This window comes from Micromonospora sp. CPCC 206061, from assembly GCF_036906915.1.
GTDB lineage: Bacteria > Actinomycetota > Actinomycetes > Mycobacteriales > Micromonosporaceae > Phytohabitans.
Genome location: NZ_JBAKHX010000080.1, coordinates 1 through 18,227, shown reverse-complemented (window position 1 = coordinate 18,227; position 18,227 = coordinate 1). Strand labels below are relative to the sequence as shown.

Below are 18,227 nucleotides of genomic sequence, written 5' to 3'. Positions count from 1 at the left end.
CTTCGCTTTGTGACGGCTGCGGGAGGCGGCGCATGACCCTGCTAACTTGCGCTCGCCTGCGCTCGCGCGGGTCATGCGCCCCGAAGCCTCCCTGTAGCCGCCAGTCGCTTCGGTCGCTACGCTCCCTTCGCTTTGTGGCGGCTGCGGGAGGCGGCGCATGACCGACCCCGATGCCGACAAGGCTGACCTGATCCTGGTCGTCGACGACGACCCGGATATCGCGCGCTTCGTGCAGGTCAACCTGCGGCTGCACAACTTCGAGGTGGTGCTGGCCGGCGACGGGGAGGAGGCTCTGGAGGTCATCGAGGAGCACCGGCCCGACCTGGCCGTGGTCGACCTGATGATGCCCCGCATGGACGGGCTGGAGCTGGTGCGGCGGCTGCGGGCCAACCCCATGACCGCCGCGCTTCCGGTGATCATGCTGACTGCCAAGGGCATGACCGTCGACAAGGTGGTCGGCTTGAGCGTCGGCGCCGACGACTACCTGGTCAAGCCGTTCGACACGCTGGAGCTGATCGCCCGGGTGCGCTCCACGCTGCGGCGCAACCAGGAGTTCCGCGAGGTGTCGCCGCTGACCGGCCTGCCCGGCAACACCCGGGTGCGCCGCGAGATCCTCGACCGGATGCGCAACGGCGCCGACTACGCCGTCGGATACATCGACATCGATCGATTCAAGAGCGTCAACGACGTGTACGGGTTCGAGCGCGGCGACGAGTTCATCACCGCCCTGGCGCGTAGCCTGCACCGGGCCGTGGTGGCGGCCGGCCTGCCGCCAGCGTTCCTGGGCCACATCGGCGGCGACGACTTCGTGATCGTCTGTGACCCCGAGCAGATGCTGCCGCTCACCCGGAAGGCGGTCGTCGACTTCGAGCAGGCGGCCGACGACCTGTACGACGAGGAGCACGCCAAGCAGGGATACATCGAGGTGCCGGATCGCAAGGGTCGCCTGCAACGGGCCGCCCTGGTGACGCTCTCGATCGGCGTGGCGCAGTCGACGGCGACCGGCCGCAAGTACGCCGACCCGCGCGAGGTGATCGCGGTCGCGTCCGAGATGAAGAAGGTCGCGAAGACCCAGCCCGGGTCGTATATCGCCATCGACCGCCGCAAAGCCGACAGCCAGCAGTGAGCGCGCCGCCGCCCTTAGACCGCACAAAGCGACCAGAGCGACTGCGGTCTCCAGGGCGGCTTTCAGGCGCGCGAACACCCCGAGCGGAGCGAGGGCATCAGGCAGAGCCGCTTAGATCACAGTGAACCGCGGGGTCCTGCGCGGTTACACTCGGGAGTAACCCACCACGCGCTGGCGGGGCTCGGTGAAATTCCGAACCGGCGGTAATCCGGGGTCAGACACCCCTGGAGAGCCCGCGACCCGGTCGTATCCAACGGCCGGTGGATCTGGTGCAAGACCAGAGCCGACGGTCAAAGTCCGGATGGGAGGCAGCGCGCGGGACGGACGTACCCCTTTGCCGGGGTCGGCTTGCCTGCGCATACGCGTGAGGAGTTGACGACCGGCCATGGCGAGCGTCTCCGAAGACGAGGCGATGCGCCGCGCTGTCGCGCTGGCGGCCAGGGGTCTCGGCACGACCAGTCCCAACCCCGTCGTGGGTTGCGTCATTCTCGACACCGCGGGCGCCGTCGTCGGTGAGGGATTCCACGCGTACGCGGGCGGCCCGCACGCCGAAATCGTGGCGCTCGCCCAAGCGGGTGAACGCGCCCGCGGCGGCACCGCGATCGTCACCCTCGAACCGTGTGATCACACCGGTCGCACCGGCCCCTGCACGCGCGCCCTGATCAACGCCGGCATCCGGCGTGTGGTCGTCGGGGTGCCCGACCCCAATCCGATCGCCGGGGGCGGGGCGCACACGCTGCGCGAGGCTGGCGTCGAGGTGGCGACCGGGGCACGTGAGGCCGAGGCGGAAGCCGGCAACATCGCCTGGCTGACCTCGATGCGCCGCGGCTGGCCGTACCTGATCTGGAAGTACGCGGCCACCCTGGACGGGCGCTCGGCGGCCGTCGACGGCACCAGCATGTGGATCACCTCCGAAGCCGCGCGGATGGACGTGCACAAGCTGCGCGGCACCGTCGACGCGGTGATCGTCGGGATCGGCACCGTTCTCGCCGACGACCCCCGGCTCACCGCCCGCAACCTGCGCGACGGCACGCTCGCCATCCGGCAGCCGCTGCGGGTGGTCGTCGACACGGCAGGGCGTACCCCGTTGGACGCCAAGGTCCGCGACGGCGCCGCGCCGACGCTCATCGCGACCGCCGCGGACGTCGGCGCCGATTCGCGCGGCCGCGTCGACCTCAGCGCGCTGCTCGCGACGCTGCACCAGCGCGGCGTCCGCGCCGCGCTGCTGGAGGGCGGGCCGACGCTCGCCGGCGCGTTCCTGGCCGCGGGCCTCGTCGACAGGGTCGTCGGCTACGTCGCGCCCAAGCTGCTCGGCGACGGTCCCGCCGCGCTGGCTGGCGCCGGCGTCAGCACCATCGCCGAGGCCATCGAGCTCGAATACACGGACATCGCGCAGGTCGGTCCCGATCTGCGGTTCACAGCGGTACCGAAGATGAAGGGTTGACCGCATGTTCACGGGCATCGTCGAGGAGTTGGGTGAGTTCCTGCGACTGGACTGGCACGGCGACGGGGGAGTGGCGACTATCCGCGGTCCGCTCGTGTCGTCGGACGCGCGGCCCGGCGACTCGATTGCGGTCAACGGCGTCTGTCTGACCGTGGTGGTCGCCGAGGGCGACGGGTTCACGGTCGACGTGATGAAGGAGACGTTCGACCGGTCGGCGCTGGGCTCGCTCAAGCCCGGCGACCCGGTCAACCTGGAGCGCGCTGCGACCCTGCAGACGCGGCTCGGCGGTCACCTCGTCCAGGGCCACGTCGACGGGGTGGGCGCGATCGTGGCGCGCGCGTCGGGAGAGCGGTGGGACGACGTGACCGTCGCCCTGCCGCCCGGCTTGTCCAGGTACGTCGTTGAGAAAGGGTCGATCACCGTGGACGGGGTATCCCTGACCGTGGTCTCGGTGTCCGACACCGACTTCGCGGTCAGCCTGATCCCGACCACGCTGGCGCTGACCACGCTCGGCCGCAAGGGCGTGGGCGACCTGGTCAACCTTGAGGTCGACGTGATCGGAAAGTACGTGGAGAAGATGGTAGGGGCGCGCGCATGAACACCATTGAGGAAGCGGTCGAGCAGATCGCCGCCGGCCGGCCGGTCGTTGTGGTCGACGACGAGAACCGCGAGAACGAGGGCGACCTGATCTTCGCGGCCGAGCTGGCGACGCCGGAACTGCTGGCGTTCATGGTGCGGTACACGTCCGGGTACATCTGCGCGCCGCTGACCGAAGACGACTGCGACCGGCTCGACCTGCCGCCCATGTACAGCACCAACCAGGACCCGCGCGGCACCGCGTACACGGTGACGGTCGACGCCCGGGCGGGGGTCGCCACCGGCATCTCCGCCGCGGACCGTGCGCACACCCTGCGCCTGCTCGCCGACCCGGCGACCCGGCCCGTCGACCTGACCCGGCCCGGCCACGTGGTGCCGCTGCGCGCCCGCGCCGGCGGCGTGCTGCGCCGCACCGGCCACACCGAGGCGGCCGTCGACCTTGCGGTACTGGCCGGGCTGCGGCCAGCGGCGGTGCTGTGCGAGATGGTCAACGACGACGGCACCATGATGCGCCTGCCGGATCTTTCGAAGTTCGCCGCCGAGCACGGGCTCGCCCTGATCAGCATCGCCGACCTCGTCGCGTACCGCCGCCGCACCGAACGGCAGGTCGAGCGCGAGGTCGAGACCCGCATCCCGACCCGGCACGGCGTTTTCCGTGCCGTCGGATACCGGGCCGAGGTCGACGGCGTCGAGCACGTCGCGCTCGTCTACGGAGACCTCGGCGACGGCCGCGACGTCCTGGTCCGGGTGCATTCCGAGTGCCTCACCGGCGATGTGTTCGGCTCCCTGCGCTGCGACTGCGGGCCGCAGCTGGACGCGGCACTGGCCCGGGTGGCGTCCGAGGGCCGAGGCGTCGTGCTGTACGTGCGCGGCCACGAGGGGCGGGGGATCGGGCTGCTGCACAAGCTGCGCGCGTACCAGCTCCAGGACCAGGGCCGCGACACCGTCGACGCCAACCTCGAACTGGGCCTGCCCGCCGACGCCCGCGAATACGGCACCGGCGCGCAGATCCTGTACGACCTGGGCGTCCGCTCGATGCGGCTGCTCACGAACAACCCGGCGAAGCTGGCGGCGCTGTCCGGGTATGGCCTGACGGTCGCCGGGCAGGAGTCCCTGGCCGTGCCGCCCCACCCGGAAAACGTGCGCTACCTGCGGACCAAGCGTGACCGCATGGGGCACACCCTGACCCTTGAGGAGTTGGCCTGATGGCGGGTTTCGGCGAGCCGGACGTGTCCACCGTGGACGCCACCGGACTGACCGTCGGCGTGGTCGCGGCCCGGTGGCACGGCGACCTGACCGACCACATGCTGGCGCGAGCCGTCGACGCGGCCAAGGCGTGCGGCGTGCACGAGGTGACGGTGGCCCGGGTGGCCGGGTCGGTGGAGCTGCCGGTGGTGGCGCAGGCGCTGGCCCGGCGGTGTGACGTGGTGGTGGCGCTGGGCGTGGTGATCCGCGGCGAGACCGCCCACTTCGACTACGTCTGCAAGTCCGTGACCGAGGGGTTGACGCGGGTCGCGCTCGACGAGTCGACCCCGGTCGCCCACGGTGTTCTGACGGTGAACACGCTCGACCAGGCGCGGGCGCGGGCCGGCTTTCCCGACTCCGCGGAAGACAAGGGCTGGTCCGCGACGGTGGCCGCCCTGGACGCCGCCCTGGCGATCCGCGCAGCCGCCTAACTTCGTGGTCAGGCGGCCCTAGAGGCGGCCGGCCTCGATGATGCGGCTCAGGAACTGGCGGGTGCGAGGCTCGCGGGGGTCGCCGAAGACCTGCTCCGGCGGCCCCTGCTCCAGTACCTTGCCGCCGTCGAGGAAGCACACCGTGTCGGCGACCTGCCGCGCGAACCCCATCTCGTGCGTAGCGAGCACCATCGTCATGCCCTCGCCCTTCAGGTCGCGGATCATCGACAGCACCTCGCCCACCAGCTCAGGGTCGAGCGCCGACGTGACCTCGTCGAGCAGCAGCAACCGGGGCGAGTTGATCAGCGCACGCACGATCGCGACCCGCTGCTGCTGCCCACCGGAGAGCCGATCGGGGTACGCGTCGGCTTTGTCCCCGAGACCGACCCGTGCGAGCCACTCCCGCGCGGCGGCCGACGCTGAGGAGCGCGACCGCCCATGCACCCGCACGGGCGCCAGCGTGACGTTCTCCAACACCGTCATGTGCGGAAACAGGTTGTACGCCTGGAAGACGATCCCGATCCGCTGCCGCACCTTGTCGGGGTTCACGCGCGGGTCGGTGATGTGCTCACCGTCCAGCCAGATCATCCCGTCGTCGATCTCTTCGAGGAGGTTGATGCAGCGCAGCAGCGTCGACTTGCCCGACCCGGACGCCCCGATCAGCGCGACGACCTGGTGCTCCTCGACATCGAGACTGAGGGAGGAGAAAACCATGTGGGGCCCGAACGCCTTGCGCACACCCTGGATCGACAAGATCATGACTGCCTCCGGGCGGCGCGTAACGTCACCCAGTCGGTGACCGCGATCAGCGGAGTCGCGAGCAGCACGAAGAGCACTCCCGCCACAATGTACGGCGTGTAGTTGAAGGTCTCGGCCGTGCTGATCTGCGCGGCCCGCACCGCGTCGATCGGGCCGGCCAGCGATACCAGGCCGACGTCCTTCTGGAGCGCGACGGTGTCGTTGAGCAGCGGCGGGGCCACCCGGCGCACCGCCTGCGGCAGCACCACGTGCCGCATCGTCTGCCGGTAGGTCAGGCCGAGCGACCGGGCGGCGGCGAGCTGGCTGGGGTGCACCGACTCGATGCCGGCGCGGAACACCTCGGCCAGGTACCCGGCGTACGTGATCACCAGCGCGATGCCGCCCAGTACCAGCACGCTGGGCATGCCTTCGAGCCGCAGTCCGGGCACGCCGAGCGTCAGCACGTACAGCACGATGATCAGCGGCAGCCCGCGAAACGTGTACGTGTATCCGGTCGCGAGCGCCCGCACCGGGAAGAACACCGGGCCGCGCAGCGTGCGTAGTAGCGCGATGAGCAGCCCGAGCGCCAGTGCGCCGAGGGCGCAGAAGACCAGCAGCCGCACGTTGAGCCACAGCCCGGTCGCCACGTCGGGCAGGGCGTCGCGGGCCACGTCGAGGTCGAAGAACGACTCGCGGACCCGGTCCCAGCCGGGTGCGCCGGTCAGCCCGACGGCCAGCAGGACACCCATCACGAGAGTGGAGGCGGCGGCGACCAGCACCGACACGAGGGTCTGGCGGCGCCGGTACGCGATGCGGTCCCGTTGTGCCTGAGAAACCATCTGTGCTACTAGGTGAGCTCGCGCGCGCCCGCCGAGCCGGCGAGCCACTCCTTCTCCAGCGCGGTGAGGGTGCCGGCGCCGCGCAGCTGGTCGACCGCCTGGGTGACGCAGCCGGTGAGGCTGGAGCCCTTGTCGAGTACGAGCCCGAACTGCTCCGGCACGCCCACCTGCGGCAGCTGCCCAACGATCACGCCGCCCTCGAGCTCCGCCGCCGTCATGAAGAACGCGGTCGGCAGGTCGACGACGAGCCCGTCGATCTGGCCGTTCTGGAGCGCCTTCTTAGCATCGTCGTTGCTGTTGTAGACCTGCGGCTGCGTGCTCGGCTTGATCAGGGCGGTGATCGCCTGGTAGCTGGTGGTGCCCACCTGGGCGCCGAGCTTGGCGTCCTTGAGCGCGGCCATCGTGGTGGCGCCCGCGATCTTCGACGACTTCAGCGAGATCACCGTCTGGCGCACCAGGTAGTACGGCGAGGAGAAGTCGACCGCCTTCTTCCGGTCGTCAGTGATCGAGAACTGGTTGATGTCGAAGTCGAACTGCTTCGGGCCGGGCGCGATCGCGTTGTTGAACGTCACCCGTACCCAGGTCACGTCGCTCTGGGCGTACCCGAGCTTCTGAGCCACCGCGTAGGCGACGGCCGATTCGAAGCCCTGGCCGTTTTCTGGCTTGTTGTCCTTGAACCACGGCTCGTAGGCCGGATTGTCCGTTGCGATCGTCAGCTTGCCGGCGATTTTGGTCTGAAGCTGGTCCTTCCCGCACGTGAGGCCGGTCGCGCCGGGTGTCGGGGTCGTGTCGCTGTCGTCGGCGGGTGCGCAGCCAGCCAGAACGACAAGCAACGCCGCAGCGGAAAGGAGAGAGCGCGCCATGGGCGACAGCATAAAGTAAACCGAATACGGGGCTCGCGCGTCGTAGCGGTGTGACAGCAGCGGGGAGCGTGGTAGCCCTGGCCCCTAGAGCGGACACATGGGCGGCCGACGAGGCGGTGACGCACTTGTTCACCGCCCACTACCGGCCGCTCGTGCGGCTGGCCACATTGTTGCTGCACGAGTCGAGCGCGGCCGAGGAGATCGTGCAGGACGCCTACGTGGCGCTGCACGGCCGCTGGCGCCGGCTCCGCGACGCCGACAAGGCCCTGGCCTACCTGCGGGCCACCGTGGTCAACCGGTCCCGCTCCGCGCTGCGCCACCGCAAGGTCGTCGACCGCCACCTCGCGCTGTCCAGTCCCGAGCCCGACGCCCCCAGCGCCGAAGCCGGCGCGCTCGCCCTGCTGCAACACGCCGCCGTCGTCGCGGCGCTGCGAGCCCTGCCCACCCGCCAGCGCGAGGCGCTGGTCCTGCGGTACTACCTCGACCTGTCCGAAGCGGACATCGCCGAGACCATGGGCTGTAGCCGAGGCGCCGTCAAGAGCCACTGCTCGCGGGGCATGGCCGCCCTGCGCGAGACCCTGGAGCGAGCATCATGAGCGAGCGCAGCGAGCGAATCATTGGGCGCAGCGCCCTTGGAGCCTCGTGGCCGCCCGGAGCGAAGCGAGGACGGCCATGAGCCGCGACGAAGACGTACTGCGGCAGATCTTGGAGGCCCAGGCCGCGAAGGTCGAGGTCAGCCCGGACGCCCTGCACTCGATCCGCGTGAGGACGCAGCGGCGTCCGCGGTGGTTTTCCCTCGGCGCGGTCGCGCTCACGGCCGCGACCGCGACCGCCGCCGTGGTCGGCGCGTTCGCGCTGATCCCTCGCGTGGGCGGCACGCCAGATCCGCATACGGCGTCGACACCGTCGTGGTCCAGCACCTTCTCTGGTACCAGCACAGCCAACCTGGCGATCTACTACGTGGGCGACGACGGTGGCCGGCAGCGGCTGTACCGGGAGTTCCACCACCTGCCGATGCGCGACACCTCGACGACTACCAAGATCGGCACTGCGGTCACCGAGATGCTGCGGCCGGAAAGCGCCCACGACCCGGCCTACGCGAGCGCCTGGCCCACCGGCGTGCGGGTGACCGACGTCTCGGTCGACGGCGGCACGGTCACCGTCAACCTGTCCAAGGCGCCGCCGAGCACCATCGCCCGTCAGGAACTGGTCTGGACCGTCGCCGCGGTCGTCGGCGGCGACCCGACCGTCAAGCTGCTCGTCGACGGCTCGCAGTACGCCACGCTGCGCAAGGCGCCTGCCCTCGACACCCTGGCCGCCCTCTGGTTGATCAACCCGCAGCACGGCGAGACGGTCGCGCGCAGCGTCGCGGTGCATGTGGCCGGCGCGGTCTTCGAGGCGACCGCCCACCTGCGCGTACGCCAAGGTGGCGTCGTCATCGACGAGAAGGTCCTGACGCTCAGCGCCGGCGCGCCGGCGCGCGGCGAGGCGAGGCTCACACTCACGCTGGCGCCGGGCGAGTACACGCTGGAGGCGTACACGATCTCGGCCGCCGACGGCAGCGTCCAACATCTGGACGATCACGTGGTCACGGTGCGCTGACCGGGGCGGGTGACAGAATCACTGATCGTGAAGACCTTCGAGGAGCTGTTCGCCGAGCTGCAGAGCAAGGCGGCCGCCCGCACCCCCGGGTCGGGCACGGTCGCGGCGCTGGAGCGGGGCGTCCACGCCATCGGCAAGAAGGTCGTCGAAGAGGCGGCCGAGGCTTGGATGGCGGCCGAGCATGAGGGGCCCGAGCGGGCCGCTGAGGAGATCTCCCAGCTGCTGTACCAGACCCAGGTGCTGATGCTCGCCACCGGACTGGAGCTCAAGGACGTGTACCGACATCTCTGACCTGTCCTCGTTGTCTGCCCAGGAAAGGACTTCTCAGAGATGCTGCGTATCGCCATACCCAACAAAGGCACCCTCTCCAAGCCGGCCGCCGAGATGCTGCGCGAGGCCGGATACCGCCAGCGCACCGACGACCGCGACCTCGTCTGCCGCGACGAGGCCAACGCGGTCGAGTTCTTCTACCTGCGTCCCCGCGACATCGCCACGTACGTCGGCTCGGGTGACCTCGACCTTGGCATAACCGGCCGGGACCTGCTCGTTGACGCCGGCAGCCCCGCCGAAGAGGTGCTCGACCTCGACTTCGCGGGCGCGACGTTCTGGTTCGCCGCCCGCCCCGAGACCGTCACCTCGGTCGACGAGATCGGCGGCCGGCGGGTCGCCACCGCCTACCCCGGTGTGGTCGAGCGGCACCTCATCGAGCGCGGTCTCAAGGCCGACGTCGTCCGCCTCGACGGCGCGGTCGAAAACGCCGTCCGGCTCGGCGTCGCAGACGTGATCGCCGACGTGGTGTCGACCGGCGCCACGCTGCGCCAGGCCGGCCTCGTCACGGTCGGCGCGCCGATTCTGGAGTCGTCCGCGCTGCTGATCCGCCGCTCGGGCGCGCCCGCCAACGGCCAGGTCGGCCAGCTCGTCCGCCGCCTCCAGGGCGTCCTGGTGGCCCGCCGGTACGTGATGCTCGCGTACGACGTGCGGGCCGACCTGCTGGAGGAGGCCACCGCGCTGACCCCCGGCATCGAGTCGCCGACCGTGTCCCCGCTGCACCGCGAGGGCTGGGTGGCGGTCGAGGCCATGGTGCTGCGCTCCGAGGTCCACCGCATCATGGACGAGCTGTACGAGCTGGGTGCCCGCGCGATCCTGGTGACAGACATCCACGCCTGCCGCCTGTGAGGCCGGTGCCGGCGTGGGCGGCGCTGTCGGTCGTGGCCGTCGGTGGGCTCGCGTCGGCCGGCCAGAGCGCCGCCAACGCCGAGCTCGGTGAGCGGGTCGGCAACGCCTCGTTCGGCGCGGCGGTCAACGTCACCACCGGCAGCGCGCTGGTCCTCGCCGGGCTGGTCGCACTGCCGTCGATGCGCGCCGGCCTCGGCAAGCTGCGCCGCGCCCGGCTGCCCTGGTGGGCGTACCTGGGCGGCCTCGGCGGCGGCGCCTTCATCACCGTGGCGACGTACGTCGTACCGGTCGTCGGCGTCGCCGTCTTCACGATCGCCCAGGTCACCGGCGGCAGCCTCGGCGGCCTAGCGGTCGACCGAACGGGGCTGGCACCGTCCGGGCGGCTGTCGCTGACCCGGCCGCGGGTGGCCGGCGCGCTCCTCGGCATCGCGGCGGTCGGCCTCGCGCAGGCCGGCCGCCCGATCGGCGATCTCGCCGTGGGCGCGCTGATTCTCGGGGTGCTCGCCGGCGCGGCCGTCGCCGTGCAGTCCGCGCTGAACGGCCGCGTCTCCGCCGCGTCGACCACTGCCGCCGGCACCGCCGTCAACTTCGCGATCGCCGCCCCGGCGGTGCTGATCGCCGCGAGCCTCCTGGGTGCCTTCTCCACCGGCTGGTCCTCCCGCCTGCCCAGCGAGTGGTACCTGTACACCGGCGGCCCGCTCGGCGTGGTGATCGTGGTGGCGCTGCTGGTGGGTGTGCGCGCGGTCGGCGTCCTGCGCACCGGCTTGGCGATCGTCGCCGGCCAGCTCGCCGGCGCCCTCCTGCTCGACGTACTGATCCCCGGCGCTCCCGCCGCCACCCCCGCCCTACTGGCCGGCGCGTTGCTGACAGTGGCCGCGGTGGCAGTGGCCGGCCGCGGCACCCGCCGCCCGAAGGCCGACGCCGCCCCGCGGTTTCCCTGAGCTGCGCCGGGTCGTGGCGGATCGCACGCAGTTTGCGCCCCGAGGTGGCGTGATCGGGTGGGGGTGGCAGACTCGGTGGGCGTGAGTACCCCTGACGTCGTCCTGCGGCCGCGCCGCGTCCGGATCGTGTGCTGGGTCCTCGCGGCCGCCGTGTTCGTCGTGTTCACCCTGGTCGGCAGCGGCCTGCGGGGCTCGACCGGCGAGGCGGGCGGCAGCTTCCAGCGAGGCGACCAGGTCGCGATGATCGGGCTCGGGGTGCTGTTCGCGCTGGGCATCCTGCTGTTCACCCGGCCGCGCGTCGAGGCCGACGCGGCGGGCATCCGGGTGCGCAACCTCGTCGGTGGGTACGAGCTGACGTGGGATCTGGTGCGGGCGGTGCGGTTCAACCGGGGCACGCCGTGGGCGAGCCTGGAACTGCACGACGAAGACCTGGTACCGATGCTGGCGCTGCAGGCAGCCGACAAGCAGTACGCCGTCGACGGTGTCCGCGCCCTGCGGGCGCTGCACGCGGCCGCGACCACCGCGCCCGTCACCCCCGACCAGTCCTAAGCCGCCCACGCCCCCGCGGGCGCGGGGCACCGGGTGAGCGGCAGCGGAGAGTAGCTGGTAGCCTTACAGAGTCGACCAAGCTGTCACTCCACGGTGACAGCATGAAAGCGGAGCGCCTGCTCCCACCCGAGTCGCTCAGTGAGGCGGCCGGGTCCGGTCAGCCGACGTTGGGGAAATCCTCAGCGGCGGTGGTGCGTTGTAATATGCGCGCCTGACCGGTCGAGCGGGCCCCTGGCATATGCCAGGGGTTTTCGTTTTGGTGTCGGCAGGGGGCCTGGCCGTGACCCGCGGCCAGGTGAAAAGAGCAATTGAGGAGGCCACATCAGCGTCGAACCACGCGTCAACGAACAGATCCGGGCCCGTGAGGTCCGGCTTGTCGGCCCCGAGGGTGAGCAGGTGGGCATCGTCCCGCTTGAGCGGGCCCTCCAGTTGGCCGCCGACGTCGACCTGGATCTGGTCGAGGTAGCGCCGATGGCGCGCCCCCCGGTGTGCAAGCTCATGGACTTCGGGAAGTTCAAGTATGAGAGCGCACTGAAGGCGCGTGAAGCTCGGCGCAACCAGCAGCAGACCGTCATCAAGGAGATGAAACTCCGGCCCAAGATCGACCCGCACGACTACGAGACCAAGAAGGGTCACGTGGTCCGGTTCCTCAAGGCGGGCGACAAGGTCAAGGTGACGATCATGTTCCGAGGTCGCGAGCAGAGCCGACCGGAGCTGGGCTACCGGCTCCTGCGCCGGCTCGAGTCCGAGATCTCGGAGCTGGGGTACGTAGAGGCCGCCCCCAAGCAGGACGGCCGCAACATGATCATGGTTTTGGCTCCGCACCGTGCCACCAAGGCGGCCGCAGTGGCCGCTACGGCGGCAAAGGGTGGCGCTCAGCGTGAGCGCGATCCCGAGTCCGGTGCCGAGACGCCGGCCAACCCGGCGCCCGCCGGAGAGTCCGGCGCGTAACAGAAGGCACCGCCGGGCAGCGTAAGCCGGCCGGGCCCGCCGGAGAGACCGGCGAGTAACAGGGGAGAAACGTTCACAATGCCGAAGATGAAGAGCCACACGGGGATGGGCAAGCGGGTCAAGGTGACCGCTAAGGGCAAGCTCGTCAAGCAGCAGGCGGGCATGCGCCACAACCTCGAGGGCAAGCCCTCTACCCGGACCCGCAAGCTGTCCCGCACCGTCGAGGTGGCCAAGGCTGACACCAAGCGAGTCAACAAGTTGCTGGGCCGCTGACGCGCGCCACTTGACACGAAGGAGGAGTTGAGATGGCACGCGTCAAGCGGGCTGTGAACGCCCAGAAGAAGCGCCGCACCATCCTGGAGGAGGCGAGCGGCTACCGTGGTCAGCGCTCGCGGCTCTACCGGAAGGCCAAGGAGCAGGTGCTGCACTCGATGCAGTACGCCTACCGTGACCGCCGCGACCGCAAGGGCGACTTCCGGCAGCTGTGGATCACGCGGATCAACGCTGGCGCTCGCGCCAACGGCATGACCTACAACCGGCTCATCCAGGGGCTGCGCCTGGCTGGTGTCGAGGTCGACCGCAAGATTCTGGCCGACATGGCCGTCAACGACGCGCCGGCGTTCGCCGTGCTCGTCGAGGTGGCCCGCGCCGCTGTGGCGGCGGAGGGGACCGGCGGCACGCAGGCAGCGTGAGCAGTTCACCTTCCCGACCCGGGGACGGTCCGTACACCGCACGGACCCCCCGGGTCGTTGCTGCTCGGCGGTTGCGTCGCCGCGCCGAGCGAGACGAGACCGGCCGCTTCCTGGCCGAGGGCCCACAAGCGGTGCGCGAGGCGCTCGCGGTGGGCAAGGTGCGCGAGCTGTTCGGCGTAGAGTCCGCTCTGAGCCGGTACTCGGACTTGGCGGCGGCCGCTGAGGCCACTGGTGCCCGGGTCTCCCCGGTCACGGACGACGGGCTGGCCGCCCTGGCCGAGACGGTGCACCCGCAGGGGCTGGTGGCCGTGTGCGACCAGTTGGATGTACCCCTGCCGGAGGCTCTCGCGCGAAGGCCGCGCCTGGTCGCGGTGCTCGCCGAGGTCCGTGATCCCGGCAATGCCGGCACCGTGCTGCGCACCGCGGACGCCGCGGGAGCCGGCGCGGTGGTGTTCGCCGGCGACGCCGTCGACCCCTACAACGGCAAGTGCGTGCGGGCGTCCGCCGGCAGCCTGTTTCACGTCGACGTGGTGCGCTCGGCCGACGCCGCGATCGTGGCCCTCAAGGCCAGCGGCCTCCAGGTCCTGGCCGCGACCGGCTACGGCGACGCCGACCTGGACGACCTCGCCGACCAGGGTGGCCTGACCGCGCCGACCGCGTGGCTGTTCGGCTCGGAGGCCCACGGGCTGCCCGACGAGCTGATCGAGGCAGCCGACGCCCGGGTGCGGGTGCCTCTGCACGGCCGGGCCGAAAGTCTCAATCTGGCCGCGGCCGCGGCGGTATGCCTGTACGCGTCCGCGAGGGCGCAAACCGCACGCCGTAGACTCTCAAGGCTGTGACGTACCGCAACGATCCGTACGACCCGAAGCAGGTGGCGCTGCTCGACCCGGAGGCGCTGGACGACGCCGTCGCGCAGGCCGAAAAGGCGTTCGGTGCCGCGGCCGACCCCGACGAGCTGACCTCGGTCAAGCACCTGCACCTGGGCGACCGGGCTCCGGTGTCGCTGGCCCGCCGCGAGATCGGCGCGCTGCCACCAGCCGCCAAATCCGACGCCGGCAAGCGCGTCAACCAGGCGCGCGCCGCGATCCAGTCGTCGTTCGACGCCCGCCTCGCCGAGTTGGCGAAGCAGCAGGCGCAGCGCATCCTGGCCGAGGAGCGGGTCGACGTCACCCTGCCGTGGGATCGCCGCCCGCGCGGCGCCCGGCACCCGCTGACCACGCTGATGGAGCGCGTCGGCGACCTGTTCGTCGGCATGGGGTACGAGATCGCCGAGGGCCCCGAGGTCGAGCTGGAGTGGGCGAACTTCGACGCCCTCAACATCCCGCCGGACCACCCGGCGCGCGGCCTGATGGACACGTTCCACGTCGCTGCGGCCGACGAAGTCGTTGCCGCGACCGGTGGCGCTGCCAAGCCCTCCGGACTTGTCTTGCGCACGCATACGTCGCCGGTGCAGGCGCGCACGATGCTGACCCGCAAGCCCCCGATCTACGTCGTGGTGCCCGGCCGGGTGTACCGCACCGACGAGCTGGACGCCACGCACACGCCGGTCTTCCACCAGGTCGAGGGCCTGGTGGTCGACGAGGGCATCACGATGGCGCACCTGCGCGGCACGCTCGACCACTTCGCGCGGGCCATGTTCGGGCCTGAGGCGCGCACCCGGTGGCGGCCGCACTACTTCCCGTTCACCGAGCCGTCGGCCGAGTTCGACGTGTGGTTCCCCGCGCACCGCGATGGTCCACAGTGGGTGGAGTGGGGCGGCTGCGGCATGGTCAACCCGCGCGTGCTGCGGGCCTGCGGCATCGACCCCGACCGGTACTCGGGCTTCGCGTTCGGGATGGGCATCGAGCGGACACTGATGGTCCGCCACGGAGTGGGCGACATGCGCGAGCTCGTTGAAGGCGACGCGAGGTTCAGCCGCGCGTTCGGTATGGAGGTTTAGCAGATGCGCCTCGGACTTTCGTGGCTCCGGGAGTACGTCGACCTTCCGGAGGGTGTGAGCGGCGCTGATGTGGAGGCCGCGCTCGTCGGGCTCGGCATCGAGGTCGACTCGGTGGTCGACCAGCGCGAGACGGTCAAGGGTGACCTGGTCGTGGGCAGGGTGCGCCAGATCGAGGAGCTGACCGGGTTCAAGAAGCCGATCCGGTTCTGCCGGCTCGACATCGGACGCGCCGAGCCGCAGGAGGTCATCTGCGGCGCCACCAACTTCGCGGTGGGCGACCTGGTGCCGGTGATCCTCCCCGGCGGCGTCCTGCCGGGCGGGTTCGAGGTCGGCTCCCGCAAGACGTACGGGCGGATCTCCAACGGCATGATCTGCTCGGCCCGCGAGCTGGGCATCAGCGACGAACACGCCGGCATCATCGTGTTTCCGGCGGACATCTCCGCGAAGCCGGGCGACGACGCGCGGCCGGTGGTCGGGCTCGACGACGTGCTGTTCGAGCTGGAGATCACCCCCGACCGCGGGTACGCGATGGCGGTGCGCGGCATCGGCCGCGAGCTGTCGCACGCATTCGGCGTGCCGTTCCGCGAGGCGGGCCTGGCCGGCGCGCCCGGCGCCACCGAAAAGCCCGCGCACCCGGTGATCGTCGAAGACACCGTGGGCTGCGACCGGTTCGCGGCGCGGGCGGTGCGCGGCATCGACCCGAACGCCCCGTCGCCCGAGTGGATGACCCGGCGCCTGACGGCGGCCGGCATCCGCACGCTCGGGCTCTCCGTCGACATCACCAACTACCTGATGCTCGAGTACGGCCAGCCGATGCACGCCTTCGACCTGGCCAAGCTGCGCGGCCCGCTGGTGGTGCGCCGCGCCCACCAGGGCGAGAAGCTGACCACACTGGACGGTGTCGCCCGCGTGCTCGACGCCGAAGACATGGTGATCTGCGACGACACCGGTCCGATCTCGCTCGCCGCAGTCATGGGCGGCGAGACCAGCGAGGTCGCGCCGGACACCGTCGACGTGCTCTTCGAGGCCGCGCACTGGGATCCGGTGATGGTCGGGCGCACGGCCCGCCGCCACAAGCTGTTCAGCGAGGCGGCCAAGCGCTGGGAGCGCGGGGTGGACCCCGCGCTGCCGCTGGTCGCCCTTGACCGGGCGGTGCGGCTGCTCATCGAGTACGCCGGCGGCGCGACCGACGGCGCGGTACTCGACCTCGACCACGTCCAGCCGCCCACACCGGTGATCCTCGACCCGGGCCTGCCGGCGCGCCACATCGGCGTGCCCTACACCACCGAGCGGGTCGTCGAGACGCTGACCGAGATCGGCTGCGCGGTTGTCGCCAACGGCCAGACGCTTACCGTCACGCCGCCGAGCTGGCGTCCTGACCTCACCGACCCGGCCGACCTGGTCGAAGAGGTGGCCCGGCTGGACGGGTACGACAAGGTGCCTAGCGTGCTGCCGATCGCGCCGCCCGGCAACGGCCTGACCGCGCAGCAGCGCCGCCGCCGCTCGGTCGCGCGGGCGCTCGCCGAGGGCGGCTACGTCGAGGTGCTGTCGTACCCCTTCGTGGGCCCCGCCGCGCTGGAGGCGTTGGGGATCGACGAGCCGGCCGTGCGCCTGGCGAACCCGATCTCCGACGAGGAGCCGCTGCTGCGCACCTCGCTGCTGCCGCCGCTGCTGGCCACGCTGCGGCGCAACCTCGGGCGTGGGCTGCGCGACGTCGCCCTGTACGAGATGGGTCTGATCTTCCGGCCGCGACCGGGTGCGGGCGCCCCGCCGGAGATGGGCGTCGAGCGGCGCCCGACCGACGAGCAGCTCGCCGCCGCCGACGCGGTCGTGCCCGAGCAGCCCTGGCACGTGGCCGTGGTGCTGGCCGGCGAGGCCGACGCGGCCGGCTGGTGGGGCGAGGGCCGCCCGGCGAGCTGGGCCGACGCGGTCGAGGCCGCCCGGATCGCCCTCGACGCCGCGGGCGTGCCGGCCGACCGCGTCCTGATCCGCAACGCCGAGCGGGCGCCCTGGCACCCGGGCCGGTGTGCCGAGATCACTGTCGACGGCGTGGTCGTCGGCCACGCCGGCGAGCTGCACCCGGCCGCCGTCGCCGGGCTGGAACTGCCGCGGCGTACCTCGGCCATGGAGCTTGACCTCGACGCGCTGCCGGCGGCCGAGGTGACGCCCGGCCCGCGGATCTCGACGTTCCCGCCCGCGCTGATCGACGTGGCGCTGGTGGTCGACGCGGGCGTGGCCGCCGCCGAGGTGGAGCGCGCGCTGGTGGCCGGCGCCGGGGAACTGCTGGAGGCGGTGCGCCTGTTCGACGTGTACACGTCGGAGCAGCTCGGTGCGGACCGCAAGTCATTGGCATACAAGTTGACGTTCCGCGCGCCGGACCGGACCCTGACCGCCCAGGAGGCGGTGGCCGCCCGCGACGCCGCGGTGGCGGAGGCGTCCGCACGGGTCGGCGCCGTACTACGGGGAGCATGATGTCTTTCTCGACCGATGTCTGCATCGTTGGCGGCTGCGGCCGGGTGGGCCTGCCGCTGGGCATAGCGCTCGCCTCGCGTGGCCTTCGTGTCACGCTCTACGACATCAACGCCACGGCGGTGGAGACCGTCAACAGTGGGCAGTTGCCGTTCGACGAGGATGGCGCCGCGACGGTGCTCGCCGAGGCGGTGGCGGCCGGCCGGCTGCGCGCCTCGACCGACCCGGCGACCGTGGCGTCGGCCGAAAACCTGGTCGTCGTTGTGGGCACCCCGGTCGACGAGCACCTCAACCCCGACCTGGGCGCCGTGCCGCGCGCGCTCGACCGGTGCGCCGAGCACCTGCGCGACGGCCAGCTCGTCGTGCTGCGCTCCACTGTGTACCCCGGTGTGACGGCGCTGACCGAGAAGCTGTTGTCCGGCAAGGGTTTGGCGGTCGACGTGGCGTTCTGCCCCGAGCGGATCGCTGAGGGCAAGGCCATGACGGAGCTGTTCGAGCTGCCGCAGATCGTGGCCGCCCGTTCGCCGCAAGCATTGCAGCGCGCGGAGAAACTCTTCCGGCACCTGACGGATCAGATCGTGCCGTTGGAGCCGGAGGAGGCGGAGCTGGCGAAGCTGTTCACGAA

General features: G+C 71.3%; 20 protein-coding genes, 1 pseudogene and 1 riboswitch. Of the genes and pseudogenes, 18 read left to right on the top strand and 3 right to left on the bottom strand.

The window, feature by feature from the left end:
• Positions 1–157 precede the first annotated feature (157 nt).
• The 5 genes from V6V89_RS34005 (at position 158) to ribH (ending at position 4,843) form a co-directional block, all read left to right on the top strand.
• Positions 158–1,126 (top strand): GGDEF domain-containing response regulator, encoded by a 969-nt coding sequence (locus V6V89_RS34005; protein WP_334623661.1) that lies wholly within the window; start codon positions 158–160, stop codon positions 1,124–1,126.
• Positions 1,127–1,292: 166 nt separating this feature from the next.
• A riboswitch (FMN riboswitch) is annotated at positions 1,293–1,443 on the top strand.
• 68 nt (positions 1,444–1,511) lie between these two features.
• Positions 1,512–2,570: a bifunctional diaminohydroxyphosphoribosylaminopyrimidine deaminase/5-amino-6-(5-phosphoribosylamino)uracil reductase RibD gene (gene ribD, locus V6V89_RS34000; protein ID WP_334623660.1), complete on the top strand. Its 1,059-nt coding sequence runs from the start codon at positions 1,512–1,514 to the stop codon at positions 2,568–2,570.
• A 4-nt stretch (positions 2,571–2,574) separates the two neighbouring features.
• Positions 2,575–3,168 (top strand): riboflavin synthase, encoded by a 594-nt coding sequence (locus V6V89_RS33995; RefSeq protein WP_334623659.1) that lies wholly within the window; start codon positions 2,575–2,577, stop codon positions 3,166–3,168.
• Positions 3,165–4,373 (top strand): bifunctional 3,4-dihydroxy-2-butanone-4-phosphate synthase/GTP cyclohydrolase II, encoded by a 1,209-nt coding sequence (locus V6V89_RS33990; protein ID WP_334623658.1) that lies wholly within the window; start codon positions 3,165–3,167, stop codon positions 4,371–4,373. The genes V6V89_RS33995 and V6V89_RS33990 overlap by 4 nt, the downstream gene beginning before the upstream one ends.
• A complete protein-coding gene (ribH, locus tag V6V89_RS33985) occupies positions 4,373–4,843 on the top strand; it encodes a 6,7-dimethyl-8-ribityllumazine synthase (protein WP_334623656.1) in 471 nt (156 codons plus the stop codon). Before V6V89_RS33990 ends, ribH begins: the two co-directional genes overlap by 1 nt.
• Before the next feature lie 18 nt (positions 4,844–4,861).
• On the opposite strand, the gene V6V89_RS33980 is transcribed toward ribH, so the two are convergent.
• The 3 genes from V6V89_RS33980 to V6V89_RS33970 are packed head-to-tail and all read right to left on the bottom strand — an operon-like array spanning position 4,862 to position 7,283.
• Entirely contained in the window at positions 4,862–5,602 is a 741-nt protein-coding gene (locus tag V6V89_RS33980) for an amino acid ABC transporter ATP-binding protein (RefSeq protein WP_334623655.1), read from the bottom strand.
• The gene (locus tag V6V89_RS33975) at positions 5,599–6,420 is read right to left on the bottom strand and encodes an amino acid ABC transporter permease (RefSeq protein ID WP_334623654.1); all 822 of its coding nucleotides are present in this window, start codon (positions 6,418–6,420) and stop codon (positions 5,599–5,601) included. Before V6V89_RS33975 ends, V6V89_RS33980 begins: the two co-directional genes overlap by 4 nt.
• An 8-nt stretch (positions 6,421–6,428) precedes the next feature.
• The gene (locus tag V6V89_RS33970) at positions 6,429–7,283 is read right to left on the bottom strand and encodes an ABC transporter substrate-binding protein (protein ID WP_334623653.1); all 855 of its coding nucleotides are present in this window, start codon (positions 7,281–7,283) and stop codon (positions 6,429–6,431) included.
• Positions 7,284–7,333: 50 nt separating this feature from the next.
• Here V6V89_RS33970 and V6V89_RS33965 point away from each other — a divergent pair, with 50 nt between their 5' ends.
• The 13 genes and pseudogenes from V6V89_RS33965 to V6V89_RS33905 all read left to right on the top strand — a co-directional run.
• Positions 7,334–7,879 carry a SigE family RNA polymerase sigma factor gene (locus tag V6V89_RS33965; protein WP_334623652.1) on the top strand — a complete coding sequence of 182 codons (546 nt, stop codon included), beginning with the start codon at positions 7,334–7,336 and terminating at the stop codon, positions 7,877–7,879.
• Between the two features lie 76 nt (positions 7,880–7,955).
• The gene (locus V6V89_RS33960; RefSeq protein ID WP_334623651.1) at positions 7,956–8,885 is read left to right on the top strand and encodes a GerMN domain-containing protein; all 930 of its coding nucleotides are present in this window, start codon (positions 7,956–7,958) and stop codon (positions 8,883–8,885) included.
• Between the two features lie 27 nt (positions 8,886–8,912).
• A complete protein-coding gene (locus V6V89_RS33955; RefSeq protein ID WP_265252591.1) occupies positions 8,913–9,176 on the top strand; it encodes a phosphoribosyl-ATP diphosphatase in 264 nt (87 codons plus the stop codon).
• A gap of 39 nt (positions 9,177–9,215) precedes the next feature.
• Positions 9,216–10,061 carry an ATP phosphoribosyltransferase gene (gene hisG, locus V6V89_RS33950; RefSeq protein WP_334623650.1) on the top strand — a complete coding sequence of 282 codons (846 nt, stop codon included), beginning with the start codon at positions 9,216–9,218 and terminating at the stop codon, positions 10,059–10,061.
• On the top strand, positions 10,058–11,002 hold the full coding sequence (locus V6V89_RS33945; protein WP_334623648.1) for a DMT family transporter: 945 nt from the start codon (positions 10,058–10,060) through the stop codon (positions 11,000–11,002). The genes hisG and V6V89_RS33945 overlap by 4 nt, the downstream gene beginning before the upstream one ends.
• An 81-nt stretch (positions 11,003–11,083) precedes the next feature.
• A complete protein-coding gene (locus V6V89_RS33940; RefSeq protein ID WP_334623647.1) occupies positions 11,084–11,551 on the top strand; it encodes a PH domain-containing protein in 468 nt (155 codons plus the stop codon).
• A 321-nt stretch (positions 11,552–11,872) separates the two neighbouring features.
• On the top strand, positions 11,873–12,502 hold the full coding sequence (gene infC, locus V6V89_RS33935) for a translation initiation factor IF-3 (RefSeq protein ID WP_334623677.1): 630 nt from the start codon (positions 11,873–11,875) through the stop codon (positions 12,500–12,502).
• A gap of 78 nt (positions 12,503–12,580) precedes the next feature.
• Positions 12,581–12,775 (top strand): 50S ribosomal protein L35, encoded by a 195-nt coding sequence (rpmI, locus tag V6V89_RS33930; protein ID WP_334623646.1) that lies wholly within the window; start codon positions 12,581–12,583, stop codon positions 12,773–12,775.
• 32 nt (positions 12,776–12,807) lie between these two features.
• Complete coding sequence (gene rplT, locus V6V89_RS33925; protein ID WP_334623645.1) at positions 12,808–13,194, top strand: 50S ribosomal protein L20; 387 nt, start codon at positions 12,808–12,810, stop codon at positions 13,192–13,194.
• Entirely contained in the window at positions 13,191–14,033 is an 843-nt protein-coding gene (locus V6V89_RS33920) for a TrmH family RNA methyltransferase (protein WP_334623644.1), read from the top strand. Before rplT ends, V6V89_RS33920 begins: the two co-directional genes overlap by 4 nt.
• Entirely contained in the window at positions 14,030–15,133 is a 1,104-nt protein-coding gene (pheS, locus tag V6V89_RS33915) for a phenylalanine--tRNA ligase subunit alpha (RefSeq protein ID WP_334623643.1), read from the top strand. Before V6V89_RS33920 ends, pheS begins: the two co-directional genes overlap by 4 nt.
• Before the next feature lie 3 nt (positions 15,134–15,136).
• A complete protein-coding gene (gene pheT / locus V6V89_RS33910) occupies positions 15,137–17,605 on the top strand; it encodes a phenylalanine--tRNA ligase subunit beta (RefSeq protein WP_334623642.1) in 2,469 nt (822 codons plus the stop codon).
• Positions 17,605–18,227, top strand: a pseudogene (locus V6V89_RS33905) (nucleotide sugar dehydrogenase); the annotation flags it as partial. The gene pheT and the pseudogene V6V89_RS33905, both read left to right, overlap by 1 nt.

Excerpts from the sequence above, each read along its gene's own strand:
- V6V89_RS34005 (WP_334623661.1), top strand. The coding sequence starts at position 158 with ATGACCGACCCCGATGCCGACAAGGCTGACCTGATCCTGGTCGTCGAC.
- ribD (WP_334623660.1), top strand. The coding sequence starts at position 1,512 with ATGGCGAGCGTCTCCGAAGACGAGGCGATGCGCCGCGCTGTCGCGCTG.
- V6V89_RS33995 (WP_334623659.1), top strand. The coding sequence starts at position 2,575 with ATGTTCACGGGCATCGTCGAGGAGTTGGGTGAGTTCCTGCGACTGGAC.
- V6V89_RS33990 (WP_334623658.1), top strand. The coding sequence starts at position 3,165 with ATGAACACCATTGAGGAAGCGGTCGAGCAGATCGCCGCCGGCCGGCCG.
- ribH (WP_334623656.1), top strand. The coding sequence starts at position 4,373 with ATGGCGGGTTTCGGCGAGCCGGACGTGTCCACCGTGGACGCCACCGGA.
- V6V89_RS33980 (WP_334623655.1), bottom strand. The coding sequence starts at position 5,602 with ATGATCTTGTCGATCCAGGGTGTGCGCAAGGCGTTCGGGCCCCACATG.
- V6V89_RS33975 (WP_334623654.1), bottom strand. The coding sequence starts at position 6,420 with ATGGTTTCTCAGGCACAACGGGACCGCATCGCGTACCGGCGCCGCCAG.
- V6V89_RS33970 (WP_334623653.1), bottom strand. The coding sequence starts at position 7,283 with ATGGCGCGCTCTCTCCTTTCCGCTGCGGCGTTGCTTGTCGTTCTGGCT.
- V6V89_RS33960 (WP_334623651.1), top strand. The coding sequence starts at position 7,956 with ATGAGCCGCGACGAAGACGTACTGCGGCAGATCTTGGAGGCCCAGGCC.
- hisG (WP_334623650.1), top strand. The coding sequence starts at position 9,216 with ATGCTGCGTATCGCCATACCCAACAAAGGCACCCTCTCCAAGCCGGCC.
- rpmI (WP_334623646.1), top strand. The coding sequence starts at position 12,581 with ATGCCGAAGATGAAGAGCCACACGGGGATGGGCAAGCGGGTCAAGGTG.
- rplT (WP_334623645.1), top strand. The coding sequence starts at position 12,808 with ATGGCACGCGTCAAGCGGGCTGTGAACGCCCAGAAGAAGCGCCGCACC.
- pheT (WP_334623642.1), top strand. The coding sequence starts at position 15,137 with ATGCGCCTCGGACTTTCGTGGCTCCGGGAGTACGTCGACCTTCCGGAG.